We start from the raw sequence: 22,384 nt of genomic DNA, 5'->3' as shown, positions 1-22,384 counted from the left end.
AAGAACTCCGTTTGGGCAATTTTTATTGTTTAAATTGCCATCTAAATAAGATTATCATTGCCCTGGAACCCATGACTAAAAATCACCTTCCCAGTGAACTCCCGACCCAAATTCAACTCCTACAGGCGGAGATTAATAGCCTGCAAATGGAAATCAATGGAATAATTCAAAAAATATCCGCTTTTGAAAACCTACTTCGGACCAGAATAGAGGATGAATTAATTGAGGAACAAGAACTTTCACTACTCTATAAGCAACAGAAAAAGGCAAAAAAGGCTAAACGCTTGGCGCAAAAAAAGCGCGGAAAGAACTATGATCAAGCCGGAATCCTAATCACAGGCCAATCGAAACCGGTTCCAGAAAAGAATTCAAGGGAACAACAACAAAGGAAGCAATTGTACCGAGAGGCCATGCTATACGTACATCCCGATAAATTTTCTATGCAAACCGATAAATTGGACTTGGCCACGGAGATCACGACCCAGCTCATAGAAATATATCGATCTGGGGATTTGGCTGCCCTAAAGGCTTATCATGCACATATTTTTAGTGGCAACACCTTGATAAAGACTCCCGAAAAACAAAATCCCGCAAAAGGTCCCGAACTTACGTATTTAAAAATGGAGCTAAAAAAACTGCAGGAGGAACTGGCAGCGGCCAAAAACAGGCATACATACAAAGTATTGACGGAATACGAAAACCCGATAAGCTTTTTGGACGAATTGAAGGCCTACTATAAGGATCGACTCATGAAACTCCGCAAGCGGACAAGATCACTATAAGCATGTACTGTACAAAAGAATACATCCACAAAACAGTGGATTAACCGTTTATTGTTCCTTATCTATGTCTCTAAATTAAAAGCGAATGAGCAAATTGCACCACTGCCGTGAATTTCACAAGCACGTTTCATTTATCTGTATAAGATTTTAGCAAGTAGTGTCTTTTCCATTTACCAAACAAGTCAATATATATATAAAGTTGCAAGTTCTTGGAATTGAGTTTATTTTTAAACTTTATAGAGGACTTGTTAAAATAGTCGGTGACGCTATATTTGGTATCTCTCCCTTGGTCCTTCAAAAGTTCATAACATTTATAACGCAAATAGGGAGCAAGGTTTCTACCCCTAAAAGAATGAAAGGTCCACATGTTATAAAGATATGCCTCATTCCCATTTATGTGGAATATTTTGCCTTTAAAATTTAAGTCGTTCAGGCCGATAAACATATAAGCTGCAATTTCACCCTTATGTTCCAACCCCATACATAGCTGACAATTCTCATAATCTTCCATCAAATTTTCAATACTAAGATTGTCTATGCCTTTACTAATCAATTTCATTTCATCCAGACTTAACTCCCTAAAAGTGAATTCTGAAACATTACCTTTAATTTTTGGTTCCTCACTTTTTTCCACCTCTTCTTTTACCCAGTAATAGGGTTTAATGTTAATCCCAATTTTTGCCAAACGATTTTTCAAGCCAAATAGGAACATTCCATTTTTAATAATGTTCAAAAATCTTTTGACTGTTGATATCTTTTTACTCTCCTTTAAAGATATCTCTATTGAATTAGGATGCTTTTCTTCCATATTTTCCATTTCCAGGCTCCAGTTTCATTTTCAACCTAAATTCTTGCGGCGTCATAATTTCTCGATCATTAGCCTTAGCTATAGTATGAATTCTTTCTAGTAAACCTATATTGGTAGCTAGTTTCGTCCTTGAGGTATCAAACCAAATATTATCCTCCAATCCTACCCTTACCCCAGCACCAATAGCAATAGCCAATGAGTTCATCTTCAACTGTTGATTTCCAATTCCTGCCAAGCTATAAATTGAATCTTCAGGAATATCACGAATCATAACACCTGTATGTAGAATATCGGCTTGAGCGCAAGCAATATTTCCCAATAGCAGATTAAAGTAGTATGGTGATTTAATAAGCCCCTTCCTTTCTAAATACTTGGAATAGTTGATCATTCCAATATCAAATACTTCCAATTCCGGAACAATGCCTTTTTCTTTCATAAGTGCAGCCAAATCTTGTACCATTGAGGGGGAATTTATACTTGCCGTTTGGTTAAAATTTAAAGAGCTTAGGGTTAAGCTACCAAAATCGGGTTTTAATGGCCCTTCCAACATCAACGGATCTGCCCTTAATTCTAGTTTTTTTACATTTCTTCCACTAAGGGATACACAGATAACAAGGTAAGGGGCATGCTTTCTAATGCCCTCGATAATTTCACCATAAATCTCCTTTTCATGAGTCGGCTCTCCTGAAATAGGGTCCCTAGCGTGTAAATGCACCATGGTTATTCCCAATTCGCAAGCCTTATGTACATCCTCAACGATTTCAGAAACGCTCACCGGAACATATGGAGTCATACTTTTGGTCGGTATCATTCCAGTAGGCGTAAAATTTATTACTAATTTATCATCCATCTTATTTGTTTTAATGAAAATAAATGTAAACAATTGAATTTTAACATAGTATAAAAGCTAATTTTATTCGACCTTACTCCTTTTATCTCCGTTCAACCGGGCAACAACAAGTATATGAATCATTCCTAATCATGATTAAGATATAGCTCGTTTACCCGCACTAAATTTAAATTTAAGAAACTATCTTATATTTTGGGGCGAGACTAAAATTCACAACCTAGCAATTAAATAGTTAGTGTATCATGCTTTTTTATAGTTTTGCAAACTTAAAATTGAAATATGATTTCTGTAGATGCAATAGCAGTTGAGTTTAGTGGAGATACCTTGTTTAGTGACGTTTCCTTCGTTATCAACGAAAATGATAAAATTGCCCTAATGGGTAAAAACGGGGCCGGTAAATCTACTATGATGAAGATAATTGCGGGAGAGCAAAAAGCAACCCGTGGTCATATTCGTTATCCCAAGGACGCTGTAATTGCCTATTTGCCCCAGCATTTACTGACCGATGACAGTTGTACCGTTTTCGAGGAAGCTTCCAAAGCCTTTAAGGAAATCTTTAGTATGCGCGATGAAATTGAACGCCTTAATAAAGAATTGGAAACCCGTACCGATTATGAATCGGACGCTTATATGAATATCATTGAAAAAGTATCGGACCTAGGCGAAAAGTTCTATGCTCTTGAAGAAATAAATTACGAGGCAGAGGTAGAAAAGGCATTGAGGGGATTAGGGTTTAAACGCGAAGATTTTCATCGCCTTACCAGTGAATTCAGCGGGGGATGGAGAATGAGAATAGAACTTGCCAAGATATTATTGCAAAAGCCGGACCTGATCCTTTTGGATGAGCCCACCAACCACGTAGATATCGAATCCGTAATTTGGCTGGAGGATTTCCTGTTGAACAAGGCCAAGGCGGTTGTGGTAATCTCCCACGACAAAACCTTTATAGATAATATTACCAACAGAACCATAGAAGTGACCATGGGCAGGATCTATGACTACAAGGCCAACTACACCCATTACCTTCAATTGAGGGAAGACAGACGAAGTCACCAAATAAAAGCTTATCAGGAACAACAAAAGTTTATTGCGGACAACCAGGCCTTTATTGACCGATTTAAGGGCACCTATTCCAAAACCAACCAGGTAACTTCGAGAGAACGGATGTTGGAAAAACTGCAGATTATTGAAATTGACGAAATAGATACCTCAGCCCTAAAACTGAGGTTTCCTCCCTCCATTCGCTCTGGGGACTATCCGGTTACTGCCGAAGGGCTATCCAAAAGTTATGGGGACCATGTGGTTTTCAAAGATGCCAATCTCTCGATTTCACGAGGCGAAAAGGTTTCTTTTGTAGGGAGGAACGGCGAAGGGAAATCTACTATGATCAAGGCCATTTTGGGCGAAATTGAAGTAGATGGCAAATGCAGCTTGGGGCATAATGTAAAAGTGGGTTATTTTGCACAAAACCAAGCCTCCTTGCTAGACCCTGAACTCACCATCTTCCAGACAGTGGATGAAGTAGCTGAAGGGGACGTACGGACCCAGATCAAAAATATTCTCGGCAGGTTCATGTTTAGCGGAGATGACTTGGAAAAAAAGGTAAGTGTACTTTCGGGAGGGGAGAAAACCCGTCTTGCAATGGTGAAATTACTTTTAGAACCGGTGAATCTTTTGATACTGGATGAACCCACCAACCATTTGGATCTAAAATCCAAGGATGTACTTAAAGAAGCCCTGCTTGCCTTTGATGGCACTCTTATATTGGTCTCCCACGACCGGGATTTTCTACAAGGCCTGTCTCAAAAAGTGTTCGAATTTAAGGACAAACGCGTCATAGAACATTTTGAGACCATAGATGCCTTCTTGGTACGCAACAGAATAGAGAACCTTAAAGAAATAGATTTAAAGGTTTAGCTCCCAAAATGTTCTATGCAATTAGAACTCCGGGGTTAGGTCAACAAGAAATACAACCCAACCTTAGGATTTAAAAAAACTATCAAAAAACAATAGTTGGAACTGAATTGCATTGGCCCAATAATCCCAATTATGGCTTCCTGGGCGTTCAATATAATCATGGGGAATATTTCTTTCCATTAATATTTGGTGCATTCTCATGTTCGCATCATAAAAGAAATCATTCACCCCACAATCAAAAATGAGCTTTAGATTGTCCTTTTTCAACAAATGCACCATATTGATTACCGTGTTATCTTCCCAATTGTCAGGATTTACAGCATAATCGCCCAAGCGCTGTGAAAGGTCCCAATTCTCAGGAAAAGGACGGATATCCAGTCCCCCGCTCATACTTCCGGCAGCACCCCAAACCTCCTGATGTTTAAAGGCTAGGTAAAATGCCCCATGACCGCCCATACTCAAGCCGGTAATGGCCCTAGATTTACTATTGGCCAGAGTATTGTATTTCTTATCCACCGCCTGAACCAACTCCTTGGCAACATAGGTCTCATAACGCATGACCGGATCTACTGGACTATCAAAATACCAACTGGTCTTACTTCCATCCGGACAAACTATAATCATGTTATAGGCATCGGCATACTTTTTTATGGCATCTACCTTGGTAACCCAATCCGTATGGTCGCCTCCAGCCCCATGCAACAGATAAAGCACCGGGTATCCTTGCTTCTGTGCGGTATAACTATCCGGCAAAATTACCAGATTAGCAATGGATTTACCCATTGACTTACTTGGCACCTTTAAGGTATCTAGCCGCGATGCAAAAGCACTCAGTGCGGCACAAATAACAAACAGTGTAGTCAATAATTGTCTCATCATTTTATAATTATCCTTTAAGTCCGATCTACTTTTTAGCCTGAAGATGTCATGTTATTTTTAAGACAAAATAAAATTTACCTCCCACCAAATAAATATCTCGACAGACCTCATTTCAAAACTAGTCAAAAAACACCATACCCAAAATGAATTAAAGTGGTTTTACAAGATTTTAGAGTCAATTACCTCAGGGCAAGCCGGCCTGAACGGAACGGACAATCCCATAAAGCAAAGGAAGGAATAATGATAACATTTCGACGTCCGCCAGAGCATTCAAAATGAACTTAATCAGTAAAAGAAATCTGATCAAAACAAGTAAAAACCAAGTTTTGGGGTAAATTTTTGGAGGATATTAAGCTGTAACCTTGTGCCCTTCAGGAAAGGGACGGTATGCATAATATTGAAGCACTTCTTCTATCGCAGCCTTCATGGCCTTGTTGATAGGAAGTATAATATTACCCATCCTAAAATCTATCTGATTAAGGTTCATATAATAGTCAGTAAAAATGGGCACATAAAGTCCGTTTTTCATCGCTACCTTGGAATTCTCATATAGATCGGCTTGGCTTTCCTTTATAATCTTGCAGGTAGCCAAACGGAGTTCTCCCATCTTGTCCCTACTGGCGCCATAGCCAAACAAGCGACATATTAGTCCACGATACTTATAATCACCACATCTCCCGCTATTACTATCCAAAACGGACAATGGTCGGTATAAAGGGCAAATAGAACTTTCACTTATTTTTAATTCCTCCAAAGTTGTTTCTGCCTTCCCATTCAAAAAGAGATGGAAAGCCCATGGCAGAAATTCCAAAGGGGAAGCGTCTATATCCGGATGGGTGCAACATTTACCGCATCCTGCTTTACAGCCCAGACCCGTTTGGGATTGAAAAGTAGCAATTTCAAGATCCAAACCGGCGAATAATGCCTCAACTGCTTTTACCCTACTTTCCATGGACATAAATATTTTGCGCGAATGTACGCCAATAAAGGTCTCGTACAACAATTAATTAATGTACCACTTTGGAAAAAATATGAATCTAAAAAATTCATCCATTTCCTTGAAAATGAACAAGAAACAAATACATTAGAACCTAATCCACTCTTTCCATTTCCATCCAAAAAGGAAAGATATTTTTGTTGCCTACGGCATAAAATGGCAAAAGTTTGCCCGTCATTTTTGGAAAATAAACTTTCTCCATTTTTATAATATCGGTATTCCCCTTTTTATTTTCCATTTGCCTTACCAGGGTATTGGCCTCCAAAACCATTTTCCCATTGGCGACTACCGGCTTAACAAACTTAAAGGTAATATCATAATAACCTTCTTCAATATCAGTATCCCAATGACCATAAATTTCCTCTTGATTCCATATACCACGTTCCCCTCCAGCATCATTCCTATTCAAAATTACCGGATTCTCATACGGGGTACCCACCAAAATTTTTGGAGGGTTTACAAGATTTTCAGAAAAGATCAACTCCCCGTATATTTTATCCAATTCATATTTAAGGTCCATGGCCAATGCCTTGTTTTCCTTTATCACATTGTACTGCTCATAGGGATCCTTGGTAAGCTGGAACAATTCGAAATCTTCAATAGCGGCATTATAGTCAGTTTTTCCCACCAATTTATATCCCGCTTTTTGAATGGCCATATTGTTGTATAGCTCAGGGTAGCGACGCGACCAATAAAAAAACAAGGACCGATCCGCCCACTCCACTGGCTGGCCATGTATTAATGGAACAAGACTTTTACCATCTATTATCCTATCCTTGGGCATTTCCACATCGCAAATTGCCGATAGTGTAGGCAGTACATCCAAATGTGCCGTCATGGTTTCTACATCTTTGTTACCCTTGGAAAGTGCTGGATACTTCAAATAAAATGGCACTCGGACACCCCCATTGTATACATCTCCCTTTAGCCCCCTCATACCACTCACATATCTGGTCTGCTGGGGACCATTATCGGTCATAAAAATTATTAGGGTGTTTTCCGATAGTCCCAAGGCATCCAATTTTTTGAAGAGTTTGCCGAGGTTGTCATCAATATTGTTTACCATGGCATAAACCTTTCTGGCATCTTCCTTATCCTTTTCGCTCATTTTTGAAAAAGGCTTTCCCTCCTTACCAAACCCGGTAGAAGGATCTATATCCTTGTACTTTTGATAATAGGAATCAGGCACCTGCAAGGGGGTATGTGGAGCATTAAAAGCCAAATAGCAGAAAAAAGGGGATTCTTTATTTTTATCAATAAAATTGATGGCCTGGTCGGTAAAAATATCGGAGCAATAGCCATCAAAAGATTCCTGTTGATTATTGTGCCAAAGTACAGGGTCAAAATAACTTCTATCCCCCTTAAAATAAGTAGTAATATCACCTACCTGCCCCATGCCTCCAGAAAGGTGAATAACTGATTCGTCAAAACCCTGGTCGCTGGGCCTACTTGGATAATTATCCCCTAAATGCCATTTCCCAAAAGCCCCGGTCGTATAATCGGCCTGCTTCAACATCTCGGCTATGGTAACCTCATTGGAAGCCATAATGGCTCCCCCATTGTATGTATCACGCATACCTGTACGCAAGGAATATCGACCTGTCATTAAACTGGATCTGGTAGGAGCACAAACTGGGGAAACGTAAAAATTGTTGAACCTAACACTTTCACGTGCCAAGGCATCAATGACCGGTGTTTGTACATGGGGGTTTCCAGTAAACCCCAAATCCCCGTACCCTTGATCATCCGTAATCACCAAGATTACATTGGGACGTTGATTCTTCTGGGTATAGCCACTAGAAGTTAGCCCCAAAATCATTATGAGAAAAATACAATACCTATACTTTAAGTTCATAAGTGTTAGTTTCAGATTTTGTTGATTATTTTATAAAACAGACGAAATTGGAATACAAATTACCCAATTTCCAATAAATCCATATTAAATACCTGCCTAAAGACGAAAAATGTTATTCTTTATCCTCAGATTTAATTATCCAATCCCAATTCAGGGTGGTTAAATTGGTTACCGCCAACCCTGTTCTTTGGATACTGTTGCCGGCGCAATGCCCTAAAATAAGATTTTGCGAATCTATAAAATACAAGGCGGTATAACAATACCAGCCTTCAGGGTCTGTTGCAATATTTTTAATATTGCCCCATGTTTTTCCCTCGTCCTTGGAAATTGCAATCGTAAAAGGGGTTCTTTTACCTTTAATTACTGGATCGGAACCATCGTTATTGTTCCACACCATAACCCAATCCTTGGTTCCAGGGACTTTTTCTATAGTAGCCGGCGAAAGGGGGGAATAAATAGAACTAGGCTCAATAGCACTCCATGTAGCCCCGCGATCTTTTGAAAATGACAGCTGCTGTACCCCACCGCTGGCCCGAATATACATCATGATCCGGCCATCATTCATTTCTATAAGACCTGGTTCCTGGGTGATAGTTTCTGTATTATTGGGCACCATTTCGCTGGAAGTCCAGGTTTTGCCATTATCATCGGAGTAATAAGAAAATAAATTGCCTTGGGCACTGAAACCTTTTTCGGTAGTGGGGTGTTCTGCCACTGCAAACAGCAATCGCCCATCTTCCAGCTGAATAACCCTATCGTTATTCAAAACAAAATACCCTTTCTTGTCAGTGATACAGGGAATTGGCGAACTCCAACTCTGTGTCTCATCCGTGGATATTCTCATCATGGGAATACAATCCTCTGTACTATTCTTCCTCAAGTAAAATAAGGCTATGGAACCATTTTGAAGTCGCAATAGGGAAATGGACATCACATTCATTCCTCCTTCATTAGGCAGCAACACCTTATCCTGTTTACTCCATGTAATTCCATTGTCATCGGAATATCTGCTTGCCAAATGTGCTGGGTCATGGTCGGACCCAGAGCCTTCGGTATAATGGGTATATACAAATAACAGATTTCCATTTTTCAACCTTATAAAATCCCCCTCACTGTTACGGGGGTTGCTTACCGAAGGCTGTAGGCTCAAAACGGTTTCAGGTTCTTTGGAAACCAATATTTTGTTGGTTGTTTTAATGCTCTTACAAGAGAAGGCGATTCCCAGCAACACCCAGAGAAGTATTGGACTAAAAATAAATTTTATACTCATTATTGGATTTTAGAGGGTAAACTTACGCATTGGTATTCATTTAAGTTCAACCAAGGGTATTTCGGCAAAATAAATGGAGGTTTTTTCAGTCTCGTGGGAAGAATAGTAGCTCATGTATAGGGTATTATTTTCAAAAACAAAACCTGGATAGCTGCTATCGGAATTAGATGGCAATTTCAATACCTCTTTAAAATCTCCATTTTCACCAAAGGAAACCAGTCCAGTATACTCACTATTAATCCTTCCCCCACCAATAAAATGATTATCGCCTATCGGCACAAAGTCTGGACCTCCTATAAAGTAGGGCGACTCGATAAAATTCCAGTCGGTAAAAGGAGGACTACTTTGTCCCAAATAAGCCCTTTTGTTTCCCTTTTCACGTCTTATAAGCATTAACATGTCACCATTGGGCAAAAAGCGAATTGTGGATTCATTGGGATTTCCTTCAATTCCCAAATCGGCAACCCTTTGATAATCCACTCCATTGGTGGTTTTTACCAATTTTATGGTCGTCTCATTTTCACCTTCTTCATTTTCTTTTCTGGAATACATGCCTCCATAGCCCGTACCCTCATGCCAAGTTAAGCTCCAGAGCCAATCGAATTTCGATTTTATATCGGCATCATATTTAATAGGTTGTGGCGGGTTGAACTTGGTCCCTTCAGGGTTGGAGAATGCTACATGAGGTATTCCACCCAACAAGGTCTTGCCATCATAAATAGACCCTCCCATGGTAAGCATTATTTGCCCTTTTGGAGTAATGGACAGCTTGGGGTCGCGCAAATCAAACCCTTTTAAAGAAATTTCATCCACTTTCTTCCATTCTTTTCCATCCTCGGAGGTAATAATTTTTATTACGCCATCCTTTCCATAAACATGCCTTTCCCCTGAGCGAAATGCACAATAAAAGTCTCCATTAAATCTAATTAAAGATGTAAAGGCATTGTAATTATCATCGGAGTATATCTTGGATACTTTGATACTTTTTGGCAGGGTCTGCGAAATGCCATTAAAAGTGACAAAAAAGATTAAAAGTGATAGGACTTTCTTCATTCTTAAGGGTTTGAATTTGATGAATATCGCCATGTATTAAATGTTGGTTTGTCAAAATCGATGCCCCACACTTTGCCACTTAAATCAGAAATTATCTACGGTAAATTGCCTGTAATAAATCTTCTGCCAAGTGAACTTCCTAAATTAAAAAAATATGTGTTATAAAAAAAAAGAAAAGTCCAACCCCTGCCTTCCTGTGCTAAACATAAAAACTTTGAAAGCTATTCTAATTTTTATTAGCCCTCCAACCCTCATATTCCTTCTTGATTTTTTCATCAACCAGTGGATATAACCCAATAATTGATCGCCCATTTTGTACATTTTCCATGACAAATTCCTCGAATAAGGTCATTTGCAAACATTCGTCGGCCACCTCATCGGCAATTCCGGCCGGGATTACCATAACCCCATCATCGTCCCCTACCAAAATATCTCCTGGAAAAACAGCCACATCACCACATCCAATTGGTTCGTTAATGGCAATGGCCTGGTGCAGGGTCAGATTGGTAGGTGCCGAGGGTCTATTGTGATATGAAGGAATATTCAACTCGGCAATTTCAGCAGAATCCCGAAAACCTCCATCGGTTACAATTCCCGACACCCCTCTTACCATTAATCGCGTGACCAATATGGAACCTGCCGAAGCAGCTCGGGCATCCTTTCTACTATCAATAACCAAAATAGCGCCTTTTGGACACTCCTCGACCGCTACCCTTTGTAAATGTTTAGGATCCTTGAACACTTCTATACTATTCAAATCTTCACGAGCCGGTATATAACGCAAGGTATAGGCCTCCCCTACCATAGTGGGCTTGCCCAGTTTTAAGGGTTTAATGTCCTGAATAAATTGTTTTTTCAATCCTTTTTTAAAAAGACAGGTAGCAATGGTGGCGGTACTGACTTTTCTTAATTTCTCTTTTGTAGAATTTTTTGTGTATTCCATATTGTTATGCTCTGGTTATCCCTATTTATTCCGCTCTTTGCCAAGCTTCCTGAAGGAAGGTCAAATCCTTTTTCATTTGTGCAAAGACTTCTTTTTTATCTATGGTGATTTCAGTCGCGCCGTGTTCAGCACCACCCAGCCCGTACTCCAGGTGCAGGGATACGGGCACGTTTATTTTATATTTTTTGAGCAATGAAAAGTAGCGCTCAAAATCTACCATCCCCTCCCCCAACGGAGTATTGATGGGCTTCCATTGTCCATTGACGGTTCCCCATTTAAAATCTTTAATGACTATGGTTTTAATAAAAGGTCTAATAAGTCGCAACCCGAGTTCCCAACAGCTGCCCCCTTCCACAACGGCGTGTCTTATATCATATTGGCAACCAATATTTGCATTTTTGGTAGCCTGAAGAATAGGCGGTAAATCCCAAATGGGCGCCCCTACGTGATTGCCTGCATGATTTTGATAACAGCCGATAAGACCCAGCTGTTTATTTAGAACTTCCAAATTCTTCAATTGTTGACCATAGATAGTCTGACTTTCAGAAATCTCCCTGTTCTCAGGATAGCTTAGCCAAGCAGTACGATAATGGGAAAACCCACTTTTGCTGGCTGTTTCCAACACGGATCTATGTTCCTTGTTATTGACATCAATAACGTTGGTGGTCATCAGTCTAGGGTTTAGACCATATTTTTTCATGGCCTCGACCGCCTTAGGTAAATCCTCGGATACGCGATCTGGAAATACGTGCCCCTCCGGCCTTACCGTTAAATCCAATCCGTCAAAACCTATTTCTGCTGCTGCTTCCGACATATCATTATAATTCAGGAACTGCAAGTGTTTGGAAAATAGGTTTACGGATAAATCAGCCTTTACCGGAGCAGCTTGTTCCATTAATATATGATCGAACCCAAGGAGTGGTGTTGCCGCCAGACCCATTGCAGACAACAGGGCAAATTCCCTTCTTGAACAATGTAAATTATTATTTTTCATTTTATAGCTATGATTTATTAAGCAATGATAGTTTTTATGTTAAAAATTTGTTAGTTCAACAAATATACGTATTTTTGGTTAACCAATCTGGTTAACCAATTATTATTTATAAGTGCTACCTTAAATTCATTAACTATGACTAGACTAGTAACGTTGCTGTGCTTTTTGTTTATTATCGGCGCTTGTGGGGATAAGACCAATCTTAACACTAAAACGGTTAGCACTCCTGAAGAATTGGAAGAAGCCATAAAAAATGTGCAGGCTGGCGATAACATTGTGTTGGCCAATGGTATATGGAAAGATGTCCGCATTAAATTTATAGGCGAAGGCACAGAAGACAAGCCAATCACCATTAAAGCTGAAACACCTGGAAAAGTTTTTATTGAAGGCGTATCCGATTTAAAATTTGGAGGGAAGTACTTAGTGGTGGATGGCCTGCACTTTAGAAATGGTTATTCGCCAAGTGAAGCAGTATTGGAATTTAGAATAGATGCGAATACGATAGCAAATCACTGCACCCTTACCAATTGTGTTATTGAGGATTTTAATAAGATGCATCGTGATGATACGGATCTCTGGGTTCAATTCTGGGGAAGACACAATACCTTAAGCAATAATTACATTGCGGGAAAAACTAATCGCGGACCCACCATTAGGGTGGACTTGGAAGGCAATGAGAGTATAAACAATTACCATCAAATCGTATACAACCATTTTGGACCAAGACCTCCCAAAGGTGGTGCCAGTGGCGAGACCATTCAAATTGGCAACAGTTTTTCTTCTATGTCCCCAAGTTATACAATGGTTGCCAATAACTTATTTGAAGAGTGCAACGGTGAAGTAGAAATTATTTCCAGCAAAACCAACTTCAATGAGTTCAGAAATAATGTCTTTTATAAAAGCGAAGGTTCTTTGGTAACAAGACATGGCAATTACTGCACTATTGATGGCAATTACTTTATTGGCGATGGTAAAAACGAAAACATAGGAGGTATCAGAATCATCAACACAGGGCATTGGGTAACCAACAATTACTTCTATAATATAAAAGGAAAGAATTTTAGAAGTGCCCTGGCCGTAATGAACGGAATTCCAAAATCCCCCCAAAATAGATACAATCAGGTTACCGATGTAGTGGTCGCTTATAATACCTACATCAATTGCGATTCCCCTTGGCAATTCGGAGTTGGTCAAAATTTAAGTCAGGAAGATGTTCTGCCTTCCTCTGAGATTCGCTCTGCCAGACCCATAAGGACCATTATAGCAAACAATGTAATTTATAATGAAAAAGGTGATACGTCACCGATTGTGGAACACGATAAGGCCGATGGAGTGACCTTTAAAAGCAACGCAATCCATAATCAAGGGGTGGATTTTAAACCCTATGACGGCTTGGAGGCTGTAATTTTTGACATTAAAGAAATTGCGGAAAATATTGCTATCCCTTCTTCCAAAATAGCTATCGAACCTTACAAAGGGTTCGAATTTGAAAAAATATCCAAAGATTTGGTCGGCAGTTCCAGAGCTAAAAACAACTCCATTGGAGCCTTTGTCTCTACGGATTTTAAAGACCCAAAAATTTTGGAAAGATCCAAATATGGCCCAAGCTGGTATTCAGTTGAAGATGAAGCTCCAGAGCCTAAAACTGTAGCTGTAGGCAAAGCAGAAAATCTACAAACTAAAATCAATGAGGCCGAAAATGGGGACATCATTTCATTGGAAGCAGGAAATTATGACATCCCACAATCCTTGGTTATCAATAAAGAGTTGACCATTAAATCTTTGGATAAGTCGAAAGTGATCCTAAATTATTCGGGAGCAGAAAATTCACCACTATTCCAACTTCAACCTAAAGGATTTTTAAACCTAAAAAATGTAACCCTAAAAGGAAATAATTACCAATATGTATTCGCCAGTTTAAAAGAAAATATGTTTACACATTTTGGTTTAACGGTTGCCGATTGTGATATCAGTGATTTTAATTATGTCTTAAAGGTCTATAAGGAGTCCTTTGCAGAACGTATCACCTTTGAAAATACTTCAATATCAAATTGCGAAAATGGTTTGGAACTATCTGAAGAAACTAATGATCTAGGAGATTATAACACTGAATACCTAACTGTAGATAATTGCCGGTTCTCCAATGTAAAAAACAATGTCATAGATTACTATCGCGGAGGTTATGACGAATCTACCATTGGTGGGAATCTGTTGGTCACCAACAGCACCTTTACCAATTGTGGTGCTCAAGAAAAAAACGGTATTCTGATCAACTCCCATGGCATTGTAAATGTCGATATTTCCAAAAACACCTTTAAAAACAATCCGGTAAAACTGGTAGCCTTACTTTGGGGAGCGAAAAACAATACCCATTCGGACAATGAGATAAGCAATTCAGGGGAAATCCGTGTTGAAGAGAATTTAGAAATGAAATTACTGTACTAAACCAATCCCCCTGTCATTAAGCCACTTTGCAAGGACTACATCTAATGTTTCTAATTAAAAAGAAATAAACAAAAATTAAAACCTATTAAAATGGCCGCCATAATTGCAAAATTATTCGTACCAGCTCATATAGCAGCATTAAATAGCTGTCTTAATACCGCTAAGAAGTCAAATAATGAAGACATAAAAGTCACAATTTATCCAAGCGATGTAATACCATTGCTTCTAATTTGATTAGCTCTTATAAGGTCTATTATTTAGCGGTCTTTTGGAATAAAGAACCTTAATCCCAAATTCTTTTTTGACTACCCCCTATACAATACTCTATTTGAGCAAAATTCACATTTACTGAATTAGCAATTTCACAGATAGAATATTATTAATTAAAGATAAAACAGATCGATTTAATGTTAAATATTTGGTGGTTCCACAAATTTGCGTATTTTTGGTAAACCAATCTGGTAAACCAATTTTTACAAAATCACTTTCGCTCTGTTTTTTAATGGCTTTCATTATCGTAGAAGTGCAGGTAAAACCATCTGATAGAAGGTTTCTTTTAGATTGTTGAAGAAATTATCCTAGCCGTTAAAAAAATGACTTTTTACGGTTTTTATAGAAAACATAATCCATATCATATGAACTTTAAAATATTCAATTCGGTTTCGGTACATTATTTATTCATGATGAGTACCATTTTGCTATTTATTGGCTGTAAAGAAAACAAAAAACAAGAATCTACAGACAATTCTGAAAACGCAGCTATAGGTCGTAGTCCAAACGACATTATACCATTTTTTCAACATTGGAATTTGATCCTAGGTGATGGCTCTAATGTAGGCCAAGCTCTTGACTATGAGAACAAGAATTACTTTTATACTGCGAGTGATGATCATGGCGATTGGGTAGTATTCAAAACTCCAAATGCAGGAAATACCCATGGTACCTCGAACAATACAAGAACCGAATTGGCCCAATTAAAGAAGTGGACACCAATGACAGAAGCTACTATGAAAGCGACCCTAAAGGTAATGAACGTGTCAACTACCGGCGATGCCCGCGTTGCTTCAACGTATTCAGTAGTAGTTGGTCAGATTCACAGTGCAGATGGGCATGAAAACGAACCACTTAAAATCTTCTATAAAAAATTTCCTGGGCATGAAAAAGGCTCTGTCTTTTGGCATTACGAAATAAATACTGCAGGTGATGATAATTCCAAAAGATGGGATTATTCCTATCCTATATGGGGCTATGACTTTTCTGTTGTCGGTACTGATGAAAACACCTATCCACCTGAACCAGTTGACGGAATTGCCTTAGGTGAAGAATTCACTTATGAAGTAGTTATTAAGGAAGGTATGATGCATCTAACATTCACGAGTGAAGGCCATGAGACCAAAAAATTTACTAAAAATCTTATTTCCTCTGAATATGCAAATCTTTCGGACATGCCAGAGCAAACCAAGAAATTATTTGTACCCATTGGGCAGGATGGCCTCGAGCGCAAAGAAGCGTATACCGGTGAGGGTCTCTTTTTTAAATTGGGCACATACAACCAAACGAACGGAAAAGACCCTAAGGTTAATAAAGTCTGGTGTTCTGGGGCCGAAACCCATGGTGGTGATATACAAAAACAATATGCAGATGGCAATTACGCCGAGGTTTGGTTTAAATCCGCAGATATCACAATCAGCGATGACGCCATTTCTAATACAGGTTATTTCGAAGCAAATGATGGCCTAAGTACTAAAACGGTCTATCCCAATGAGGTGATTCCATTTATGGATAAATTTAAAATATTGCTGGGTGACGGTAAGGAGGTGGAAGATATCACGCAGTTCGAACACAAAGATTTCTTCTACAGTGTAATAGACGGTACAAGGCGTTGGGTAGTCTACAAAACTCCAAATTCTGGTGTCACTTCAAAAAACTCCAGTAATACAAGAACCGAACTACACGAAAAAAGAGAATGGCTCCCTGAAGAAGGTGGCAAACTAACAGGCACCTGCAAGGTAATGCAGGTCTCCATTTCTGGCGATGCCAGAGTAGCTGCATCCTATTCCACTGTTGTGGGGCAAATTCACAGTGGTGAAGGACATGAAAATGAACCTCTTAAAATATTCTACAAGAAATTTCCTGGTCACACCAAGGGTTCCGTTTTTTGGAATTATGAAATCAATCCAGTAGGGGATGATAATTCAGGCCGGTGGGAACATTCCTATGCCGTATGGGGGAACGATATGTCCGTCATTGGGAAAGGTATAAACGACTTTCCTGCTGAACCTAAAAATGGCATTGAATTAGGTGAAGAATTTAGTTATGAAGTAAATGTTTATAAGGGAATCATGTATCTAACCTTCAAAAGTGAAAATCACGAAACCAAAACATTTACCAAAAATCTGATATCATCAGAATATGTTAAAAAGTCGGACTTCCCTGAACAGATGAAGCAATTATTCGCCCCCATAGGGCAAGACGCCATTGAACGTGCCACTGCCTATAGTGGAGAATTGAATTATTTTAAACAAGGCGCTTATAACCAGACCAATGGAAAAAGTCCAGAAACCAACATGGTTTGGTTTTCAGGTGCGGAAACCTACGGAGGTGATATCGCCAAACAATACGAAAACGGATGTTATACGGAAGTATGGTTTAGGGAAGCAACCGTAGGTCAGGGTACACCCCCAAAGTAAATCGACTTGATCCGTATAAAAGAGTTGATCGTAATTAAAAAAGAGTAAAGACTAATTAAAATCAAAAAAAAATGAAACGATTTAGTGAAAAGTACATCACCACAAAAGAAATGGAATGGGAAGAACTTGGAGGAGGAGTATCAAGACAGTTTTTGGGGTACGATAACCAAATCATGATGGTAAAAGTGAAGTTTGAAAAAGGAGCATTAGGTTCCCCACATAAACATTTTCATACCCAAGCTACCTATTGTGCTTCAGGCAAATTTGAATTTGAAATTAATGGAGAAAAGAAAATTGTAGAAGCAGGAGATGGAGTTTATATTGAACCTAATCTATTGCACAGTGCAGTTTGTTTGGAAGAAGGGATACTAATTGACACATTTAGTCCTGTAAGGGAAGATTTCTTAAGCGGTGGAGCGGTTTCTTATTTTGGAGATAAGAAGTCATAATTAAAAAACCGCCCCATTCGGGAAGACTTTATGTCATAAACAACACATATGAATTTAAAAGGAAAAATAGCCATTGTTACTGGTGGCACTAGGGATATTGGAAAGGCCATTTCCATAAAATTGGCCAAGGAAGGCGCCAAGGTTGTAGTAAATTACTATAGCAACGAGGCAAATGCCCAAGAAACTCTTAACGCAATTGAATCGGCCGGTGGCGAAGCAATAATTGTCAAGGCGGATGTGACCAAGAAATCTGAAGTAGACAAACTTATAAAGGAAACCATTAGCAACTATGGAGAAACAATAGACGTCTTGGTAAACAACGCCGGTGGCCTAGTGGCCAGGAAGACAATAGCCGAGATGGACGAAGCCTTTTTTGACAAGGTGATAAAATTGAATCTTAATTCTACCTTTCTTGTAACACAAGCAGTACTGCCCCATATGAAATCTGGGGCCTCTATAGTAAATATAGCCTCCCAAGCCGGTCGGGACGGTGGGGGCGGAGGATCTATAGCCTATGCAACTTCAAAAGGAGCTATAATGACCTTTACACGAGGTCTGGCCAAGGAGGTAGGCCCAAAAAATATTCGGGTAAATGCCCTTTGTCCCGGAATGATCGCCACCACCTTTCACGATACCTTCACTACAGATGAGGTACGGGAGAAAGTAGCGGGAATGACCCCACTTCGCAGGGAAGGCTCGGCAGAGGAAATTGCAAATGCAGTAGCCTGTCTGGCTTCATCCGAAACATCATTTATTACAGGTGCAAACATCGATATTAATGGTGGACTTGCCTTTTCGTAAAATAGCTTTAATGCGAAATTGATAATTTCTATACCCCTAAATTATCACCTCCAAAATTTTAACAAACAAAAATTGCAATTAAATTTTTAATTAACAATTAAATAACATATATTTGGTAAACCAAACTGGTTAACCACTTTGGTTTACCAAAAGAAACTAAAAACTTTAAGAACCATGTTAACAGAAAAATACTCGAAAATAAACCATAGGATTTGACCAAAAAAAAAGGACGGGCGCACACCCATCCTTTTGTAAAAAGATTACTTCATTCTGAAGGGAAGTAATACCAAACATGCAAATATTACTATAAACATATTTACTGCAAAAATAAGCAATTTCATTAAATATTAGTGCAGCTAAATGTTTAAGTAAGTTGAAGGATTAAATGTGAACAATATCACATTATAGGAACCAATGGCATATAAGCCATTATTAATCAATTGTTACTAACTTAATTAAATCACTAATGAAATTCAAAACTAATTTAATTCTAACAGTAGTATTGTTATTCAACATTGCACTGTTTGCCCAGGATGGACGTATGCTGTCTGGAACGGTAACGGATGCTGCCAAGGTCCCAGTACCTGGAGTGAATGTAATTATTGCCAATACTACTACCGGTACAGCAACCGACTTTGATGGAAATTATCAAATTACGGTAAAAAACGGGGACGTACTGCAGTTTTCGTCCTTGGGATTTGTTTCCCAATCAATCCCCATTACAAATCAAGAACAATTGAATATCACCCTACAAGAAGATGCAAGTCAACTTGATGAGGTAGTAGTAGTTGGATATGGTACTATAAAAAAATCGCATCTTACCGGAGCGGTCGCGAAAGTAGGCGGAGATGAAGTTGCTGCTGTTCAAGTAGCCCGTGTTGATGATGCTCTTGCAGGTAAGTTATCCGGGGTACGGATTCAAAATCAAAGTGGAGAACCTGGTGCGGATCCTAAGATCCAAATTAGGGCAGCTTCATCTGTTTCGGGTGACTCTGGGCCGTTAATTGTTGTGGATGGTTATCCAATTTCAGGTAATTTGGCAACCGTTAATCCCAACGATATTGAAAGTTTAGAGGTGCTAAAAGATGCTGCTTCAGCTGCTATTTATGGTTCTTTAGGTGCCAATGGTGTTATTTTGGTAACCACCAAAAAAGGAAAAGCAGGAAAAGTTAGTTTTAATTATAATTCATATGCAAGTACCTCGAGCAAGTATGTGAAGGACATAGAAATGCTTAAGACAGCAGGAGAATGGGCCGAAGAATTACAAACTAGTGCTTATGATCTTTCCGAAACCGACCCAGGTTTATTGGCTTACAGACTAGATGCATTCGCTAATGCACCCGATGTTGTAAGCATAGAAGATTGGCTTTTCAAAAATGGTAGTACCACTAATCATGATTTTAGTGTGAGCGGAGGGTCAGAAAACTTAAAAGCCTTTGCTTCACTCGGATATTTGAAAACTGATGGTATAGTAAAAGGGCAAGGTTATGAAAGATATAACGGACGTATGAACCTAGATGCCAACTTGGGTAAAAAGTTAAAGGCCGGATTGAGTATGAATGGTTATTATGGTAAACAAGATATTGTTCCTTGGGAAATGAGAGACCTTTTGAGATCATATAGCATTAGTCCTATTTACCATACGCAAGCCTCAATAGATTTCGTTCAGCAATTGGATCGTAACAGACAAGCATTATTCGATTCTGGATTTACAGGAAATAACATAGGTAGATCATTTGACCAAGATTATAGAGGTATCGGTCTAGATCCTACAAGCATCTATGATTTGCAACCTGGTGATGTAGCTCACGATTGGCAATACGGTAGAAATCAAAATGGTATTGGAGGAACAGGAGATGCAGGTGTTGCGGCTAAATTTGATAATTCACAAAGATGGAAAAAAACGTATTTTGGGAATGTGAGTTCTTATTTACAATATGAAATCATAGAGGGTTTAAATTTAAAAACTGTTTTCGGAGCAGATTTGGAAGATACCCAGACCTACGAATATCACGGAATATTGACAGATGGTCAACAACGTTCCAATCAAACTGAATTGGACATATCCAATATAAAAAAATCTACCGTCTTAAGTACAACTACATTGAGTTATGCAAAAGTACTTGCTGAGAAACATGACATCTCTGCGGTGGCGGGAATGGAATTTGTAAATACCTATTATAAGGGAATTGTAAACAATGGATCGAACGTACCATATGGTCTGCCTTTAAATTATGATTTTTTTGATCCTGCAGACGTGATTACCAACGAGATAGATGAGACTCAGTCAAGAAATGGTTTTTTTGGAAGAATTGCCTATGCGTTTGATGATCGTTATCTACTATCGGCATCCATTAGAAGGGATGGGGACTCACGATTTGGAGCCAATGAAAAATACGCAGTATTCCCAGCATTATCCTTAGGCTGGAATATTCATAATGAATCTTTTTTCGGAGATGCTGATGCTTTTAGCCTATTTAAACTTAGGTTTAGTACCGGATCTTTAGGAACTGCTTCTTTCTTAGGTTCATACAACTCATTAAGTATTTTGGGTACCTCACCGACCGCTTTCGGGACAGGATTTTTAATTCCTGAGGATATAGCAAACCCAGATTTAACATGGCAGACCAATAAAGAGACCAACTATGGTGTTGATTTAGGTTTTGTAAGTAACCGTATTAGATTTAGTGTTGATTACTATACGTCTGATGTCCAGGATATGTTGATCAATCAAAGTGTTTCTGAGGTTCTTGGGACACCTGCTATAAAACTTAATCGAGGTGATGTTACCAGTTCCGGTTTGGAGTTTGAACTTAGTACAAAAATAATTACCAATCAAAACTTCTCTTGGAATGTCAACGCCAATTTATCAACTGCTGAATCAGAAATTACCAATCTTGGCGATTTGACCGAACTGCCTAGGCAAATTTACGGTGGACCCAGTGGTAGAGGTCCAGAGTTTAGAAACTATGTAGGAGGTGAAATTGGTGAAATGTGGGGATACGAAGTAACTGGTGAGGTTGAAACGATACATATGTCAGATCCATCAAGAGGCGTTGGATTTGGAAGCGGAGAATATTATGTTGTGGACCAAAACGGTGACGGTGAAATTACCTATGAAGAAGATTATGTAAAGTTGGGATCCGCAACACCGGATTTCTATTGGGGACTTTCAAGTTCAATGAACATAAAGAATTTTGATTTCTCGTTCCAGTTCCAAGGATCCCAAGGAGCAGAACTTTACAATATCGACCCAATTTACTGGAAATCACAATTTGGCGGTAGATTAAAGTCCAGTTTTGATGCCAATGACGACGGTATTGCCGATGCAAGTGGCAAGTTTTATCAGGAGACCAGAAATGCTCATGGTTCAGGTATTCAGGATGCTTCCTTTACTGCTTTAAGAAATATAACTTTAGGATATACACTTGATTCTGATTTAACAGACAAAATTGGCTTAAGTTCTATGAGAATATATCTTGCGGCTACCAATTTGTTGTACATAATGGCAGACAATTATACCTCATTTAACCCCGAAGGTGTGGAGATTGAAAATGATGGTTATGCGGGTCCAACCACTTACGGATACCAAGAAGGAGCGAGCCCTCTAGTAAAAAGTTTCACTTTGGGTATAAATGTTAATTTTTAATT

General features: G+C 39.0%; 16 protein-coding genes. 7 read left to right on the top strand and 9 right to left on the bottom strand.

Going from position 1 to position 22,384, the window contains the following annotated elements; genetic code table 11:
• Positions 1–71 precede the first annotated feature (71 nt).
• A complete protein-coding gene (locus LV92_RS00945) occupies positions 72–782 on the top strand; it encodes a hypothetical protein (RefSeq protein WP_111621813.1) in 711 nt (236 codons plus the stop codon).
• A gap of 127 nt (positions 783–909) precedes the next feature.
• On the opposite strand, the gene LV92_RS00940 is transcribed toward LV92_RS00945, so the two are convergent.
• Entirely contained in the window at positions 910–1,599 is a 690-nt protein-coding gene (locus LV92_RS00940; protein ID WP_111621812.1) for a GNAT family N-acetyltransferase, read from the bottom strand.
• Positions 1,571–2,440 (bottom strand): BKACE family enzyme, encoded by an 870-nt coding sequence (locus tag LV92_RS00935; protein ID WP_111621811.1) that lies wholly within the window; start codon positions 2,438–2,440, stop codon positions 1,571–1,573. The genes LV92_RS00940 and LV92_RS00935 overlap by 29 nt, the downstream gene beginning before the upstream one ends.
• 279 nt (positions 2,441–2,719) lie before the next feature.
• Between LV92_RS00935 and LV92_RS00930 the strand changes: the two genes are divergently transcribed.
• Positions 2,720–4,357, top strand: coding sequence for an ABC-F family ATP-binding cassette domain-containing protein (locus LV92_RS00930; RefSeq protein WP_111621810.1), 1,638 nt, complete (start codon positions 2,720–2,722; stop codon positions 4,355–4,357).
• Between the two features lie 63 nt (positions 4,358–4,420).
• On the opposite strand, the gene LV92_RS00925 is transcribed toward LV92_RS00930, so the two are convergent.
• The 7 genes from LV92_RS00925 to LV92_RS00895 all read right to left on the bottom strand — a co-directional run bounded on the left by LV92_RS00925 (position 4,421) and on the right by LV92_RS00895 (position 12,348).
• Positions 4,421–5,236, bottom strand: a complete 816-nt coding sequence (locus LV92_RS00925) for an alpha/beta hydrolase (protein WP_245946200.1) — start codon at positions 5,234–5,236, stop codon at positions 4,421–4,423.
• A 349-nt stretch (positions 5,237–5,585) separates the two neighbouring features.
• The gene (locus LV92_RS00920; protein ID WP_317046751.1) at positions 5,586–6,188 is read right to left on the bottom strand and encodes a YkgJ family cysteine cluster protein; all 603 of its coding nucleotides are present in this window, start codon (positions 6,186–6,188) and stop codon (positions 5,586–5,588) included.
• A gap of 139 nt (positions 6,189–6,327) precedes the next feature.
• The gene (locus LV92_RS00915) at positions 6,328–8,088 is read right to left on the bottom strand and encodes an arylsulfatase (RefSeq protein WP_111621807.1); all 1,761 of its coding nucleotides are present in this window, start codon (positions 8,086–8,088) and stop codon (positions 6,328–6,330) included.
• 112 nt (positions 8,089–8,200) lie between these two features.
• Positions 8,201–9,358 (bottom strand): sialidase family protein, encoded by a 1,158-nt coding sequence (locus LV92_RS00910; RefSeq protein ID WP_111621806.1) that lies wholly within the window; start codon positions 9,356–9,358, stop codon positions 8,201–8,203.
• Between the two features lie 36 nt (positions 9,359–9,394).
• The gene (locus LV92_RS00905; RefSeq protein WP_146613492.1) at positions 9,395–10,411 is read right to left on the bottom strand and encodes an exo-alpha-sialidase; all 1,017 of its coding nucleotides are present in this window, start codon (positions 10,409–10,411) and stop codon (positions 9,395–9,397) included.
• Positions 10,412–10,637: 226 nt separating this feature from the next.
• Entirely contained in the window at positions 10,638–11,354 is a 717-nt protein-coding gene (locus tag LV92_RS00900; protein WP_111621804.1) for a ribonuclease activity regulator RraA, read from the bottom strand.
• A gap of 25 nt (positions 11,355–11,379) precedes the next feature.
• Positions 11,380–12,348 (bottom strand): sugar phosphate isomerase/epimerase family protein, encoded by a 969-nt coding sequence (locus LV92_RS00895; RefSeq protein ID WP_111621803.1) that lies wholly within the window; start codon positions 12,346–12,348, stop codon positions 11,380–11,382.
• A 135-nt stretch (positions 12,349–12,483) separates the two neighbouring features.
• Here LV92_RS00895 and LV92_RS00890 point away from each other — a divergent pair, with 135 nt between their 5' ends.
• The 5 genes from LV92_RS00890 to LV92_RS00870 all read left to right on the top strand — a co-directional run bounded on the left by LV92_RS00890 (position 12,484) and on the right by LV92_RS00870 (position 22,382).
• On the top strand, positions 12,484–14,793 hold the full coding sequence (locus LV92_RS00890) for a chondroitinase-B domain-containing protein (RefSeq protein ID WP_111621802.1): 2,310 nt from the start codon (positions 12,484–12,486) through the stop codon (positions 14,791–14,793).
• Between the two features lie 635 nt (positions 14,794–15,428).
• The gene (locus tag LV92_RS22105; protein ID WP_317046750.1) at positions 15,429–17,483 is read left to right on the top strand and encodes a polysaccharide lyase family 7 protein; all 2,055 of its coding nucleotides are present in this window, start codon (positions 15,429–15,431) and stop codon (positions 17,481–17,483) included.
• 71 nt (positions 17,484–17,554) lie between these two features.
• Positions 17,555–17,932 carry a cupin domain-containing protein gene (locus LV92_RS00880; protein WP_085495706.1) on the top strand — a complete coding sequence of 126 codons (378 nt, stop codon included), beginning with the start codon at positions 17,555–17,557 and terminating at the stop codon, positions 17,930–17,932.
• Positions 17,933–17,980: 48 nt separating this feature from the next.
• Positions 17,981–18,733: an SDR family NAD(P)-dependent oxidoreductase gene (locus LV92_RS00875; protein ID WP_111621801.1), complete on the top strand. Its 753-nt coding sequence runs from the start codon at positions 17,981–17,983 to the stop codon at positions 18,731–18,733.
• Positions 18,734–19,199: 466 nt separating this feature from the next.
• Positions 19,200–22,382 (top strand): SusC/RagA family TonB-linked outer membrane protein, encoded by a 3,183-nt coding sequence (locus tag LV92_RS00870; protein WP_111621800.1) that lies wholly within the window; start codon positions 19,200–19,202, stop codon positions 22,380–22,382.
• Positions 22,383–22,384 lie beyond the last annotated feature (2 nt).

This window comes from Arenibacter echinorum (genome assembly GCF_003259375.1).
GTDB lineage: Bacteria > Bacteroidota > Bacteroidia > Flavobacteriales > Flavobacteriaceae > Arenibacter > Arenibacter echinorum.
Note: the sequence above shows the minus strand (reverse complement) of the source record. Positions and strands in the feature narration are given on the sequence as shown.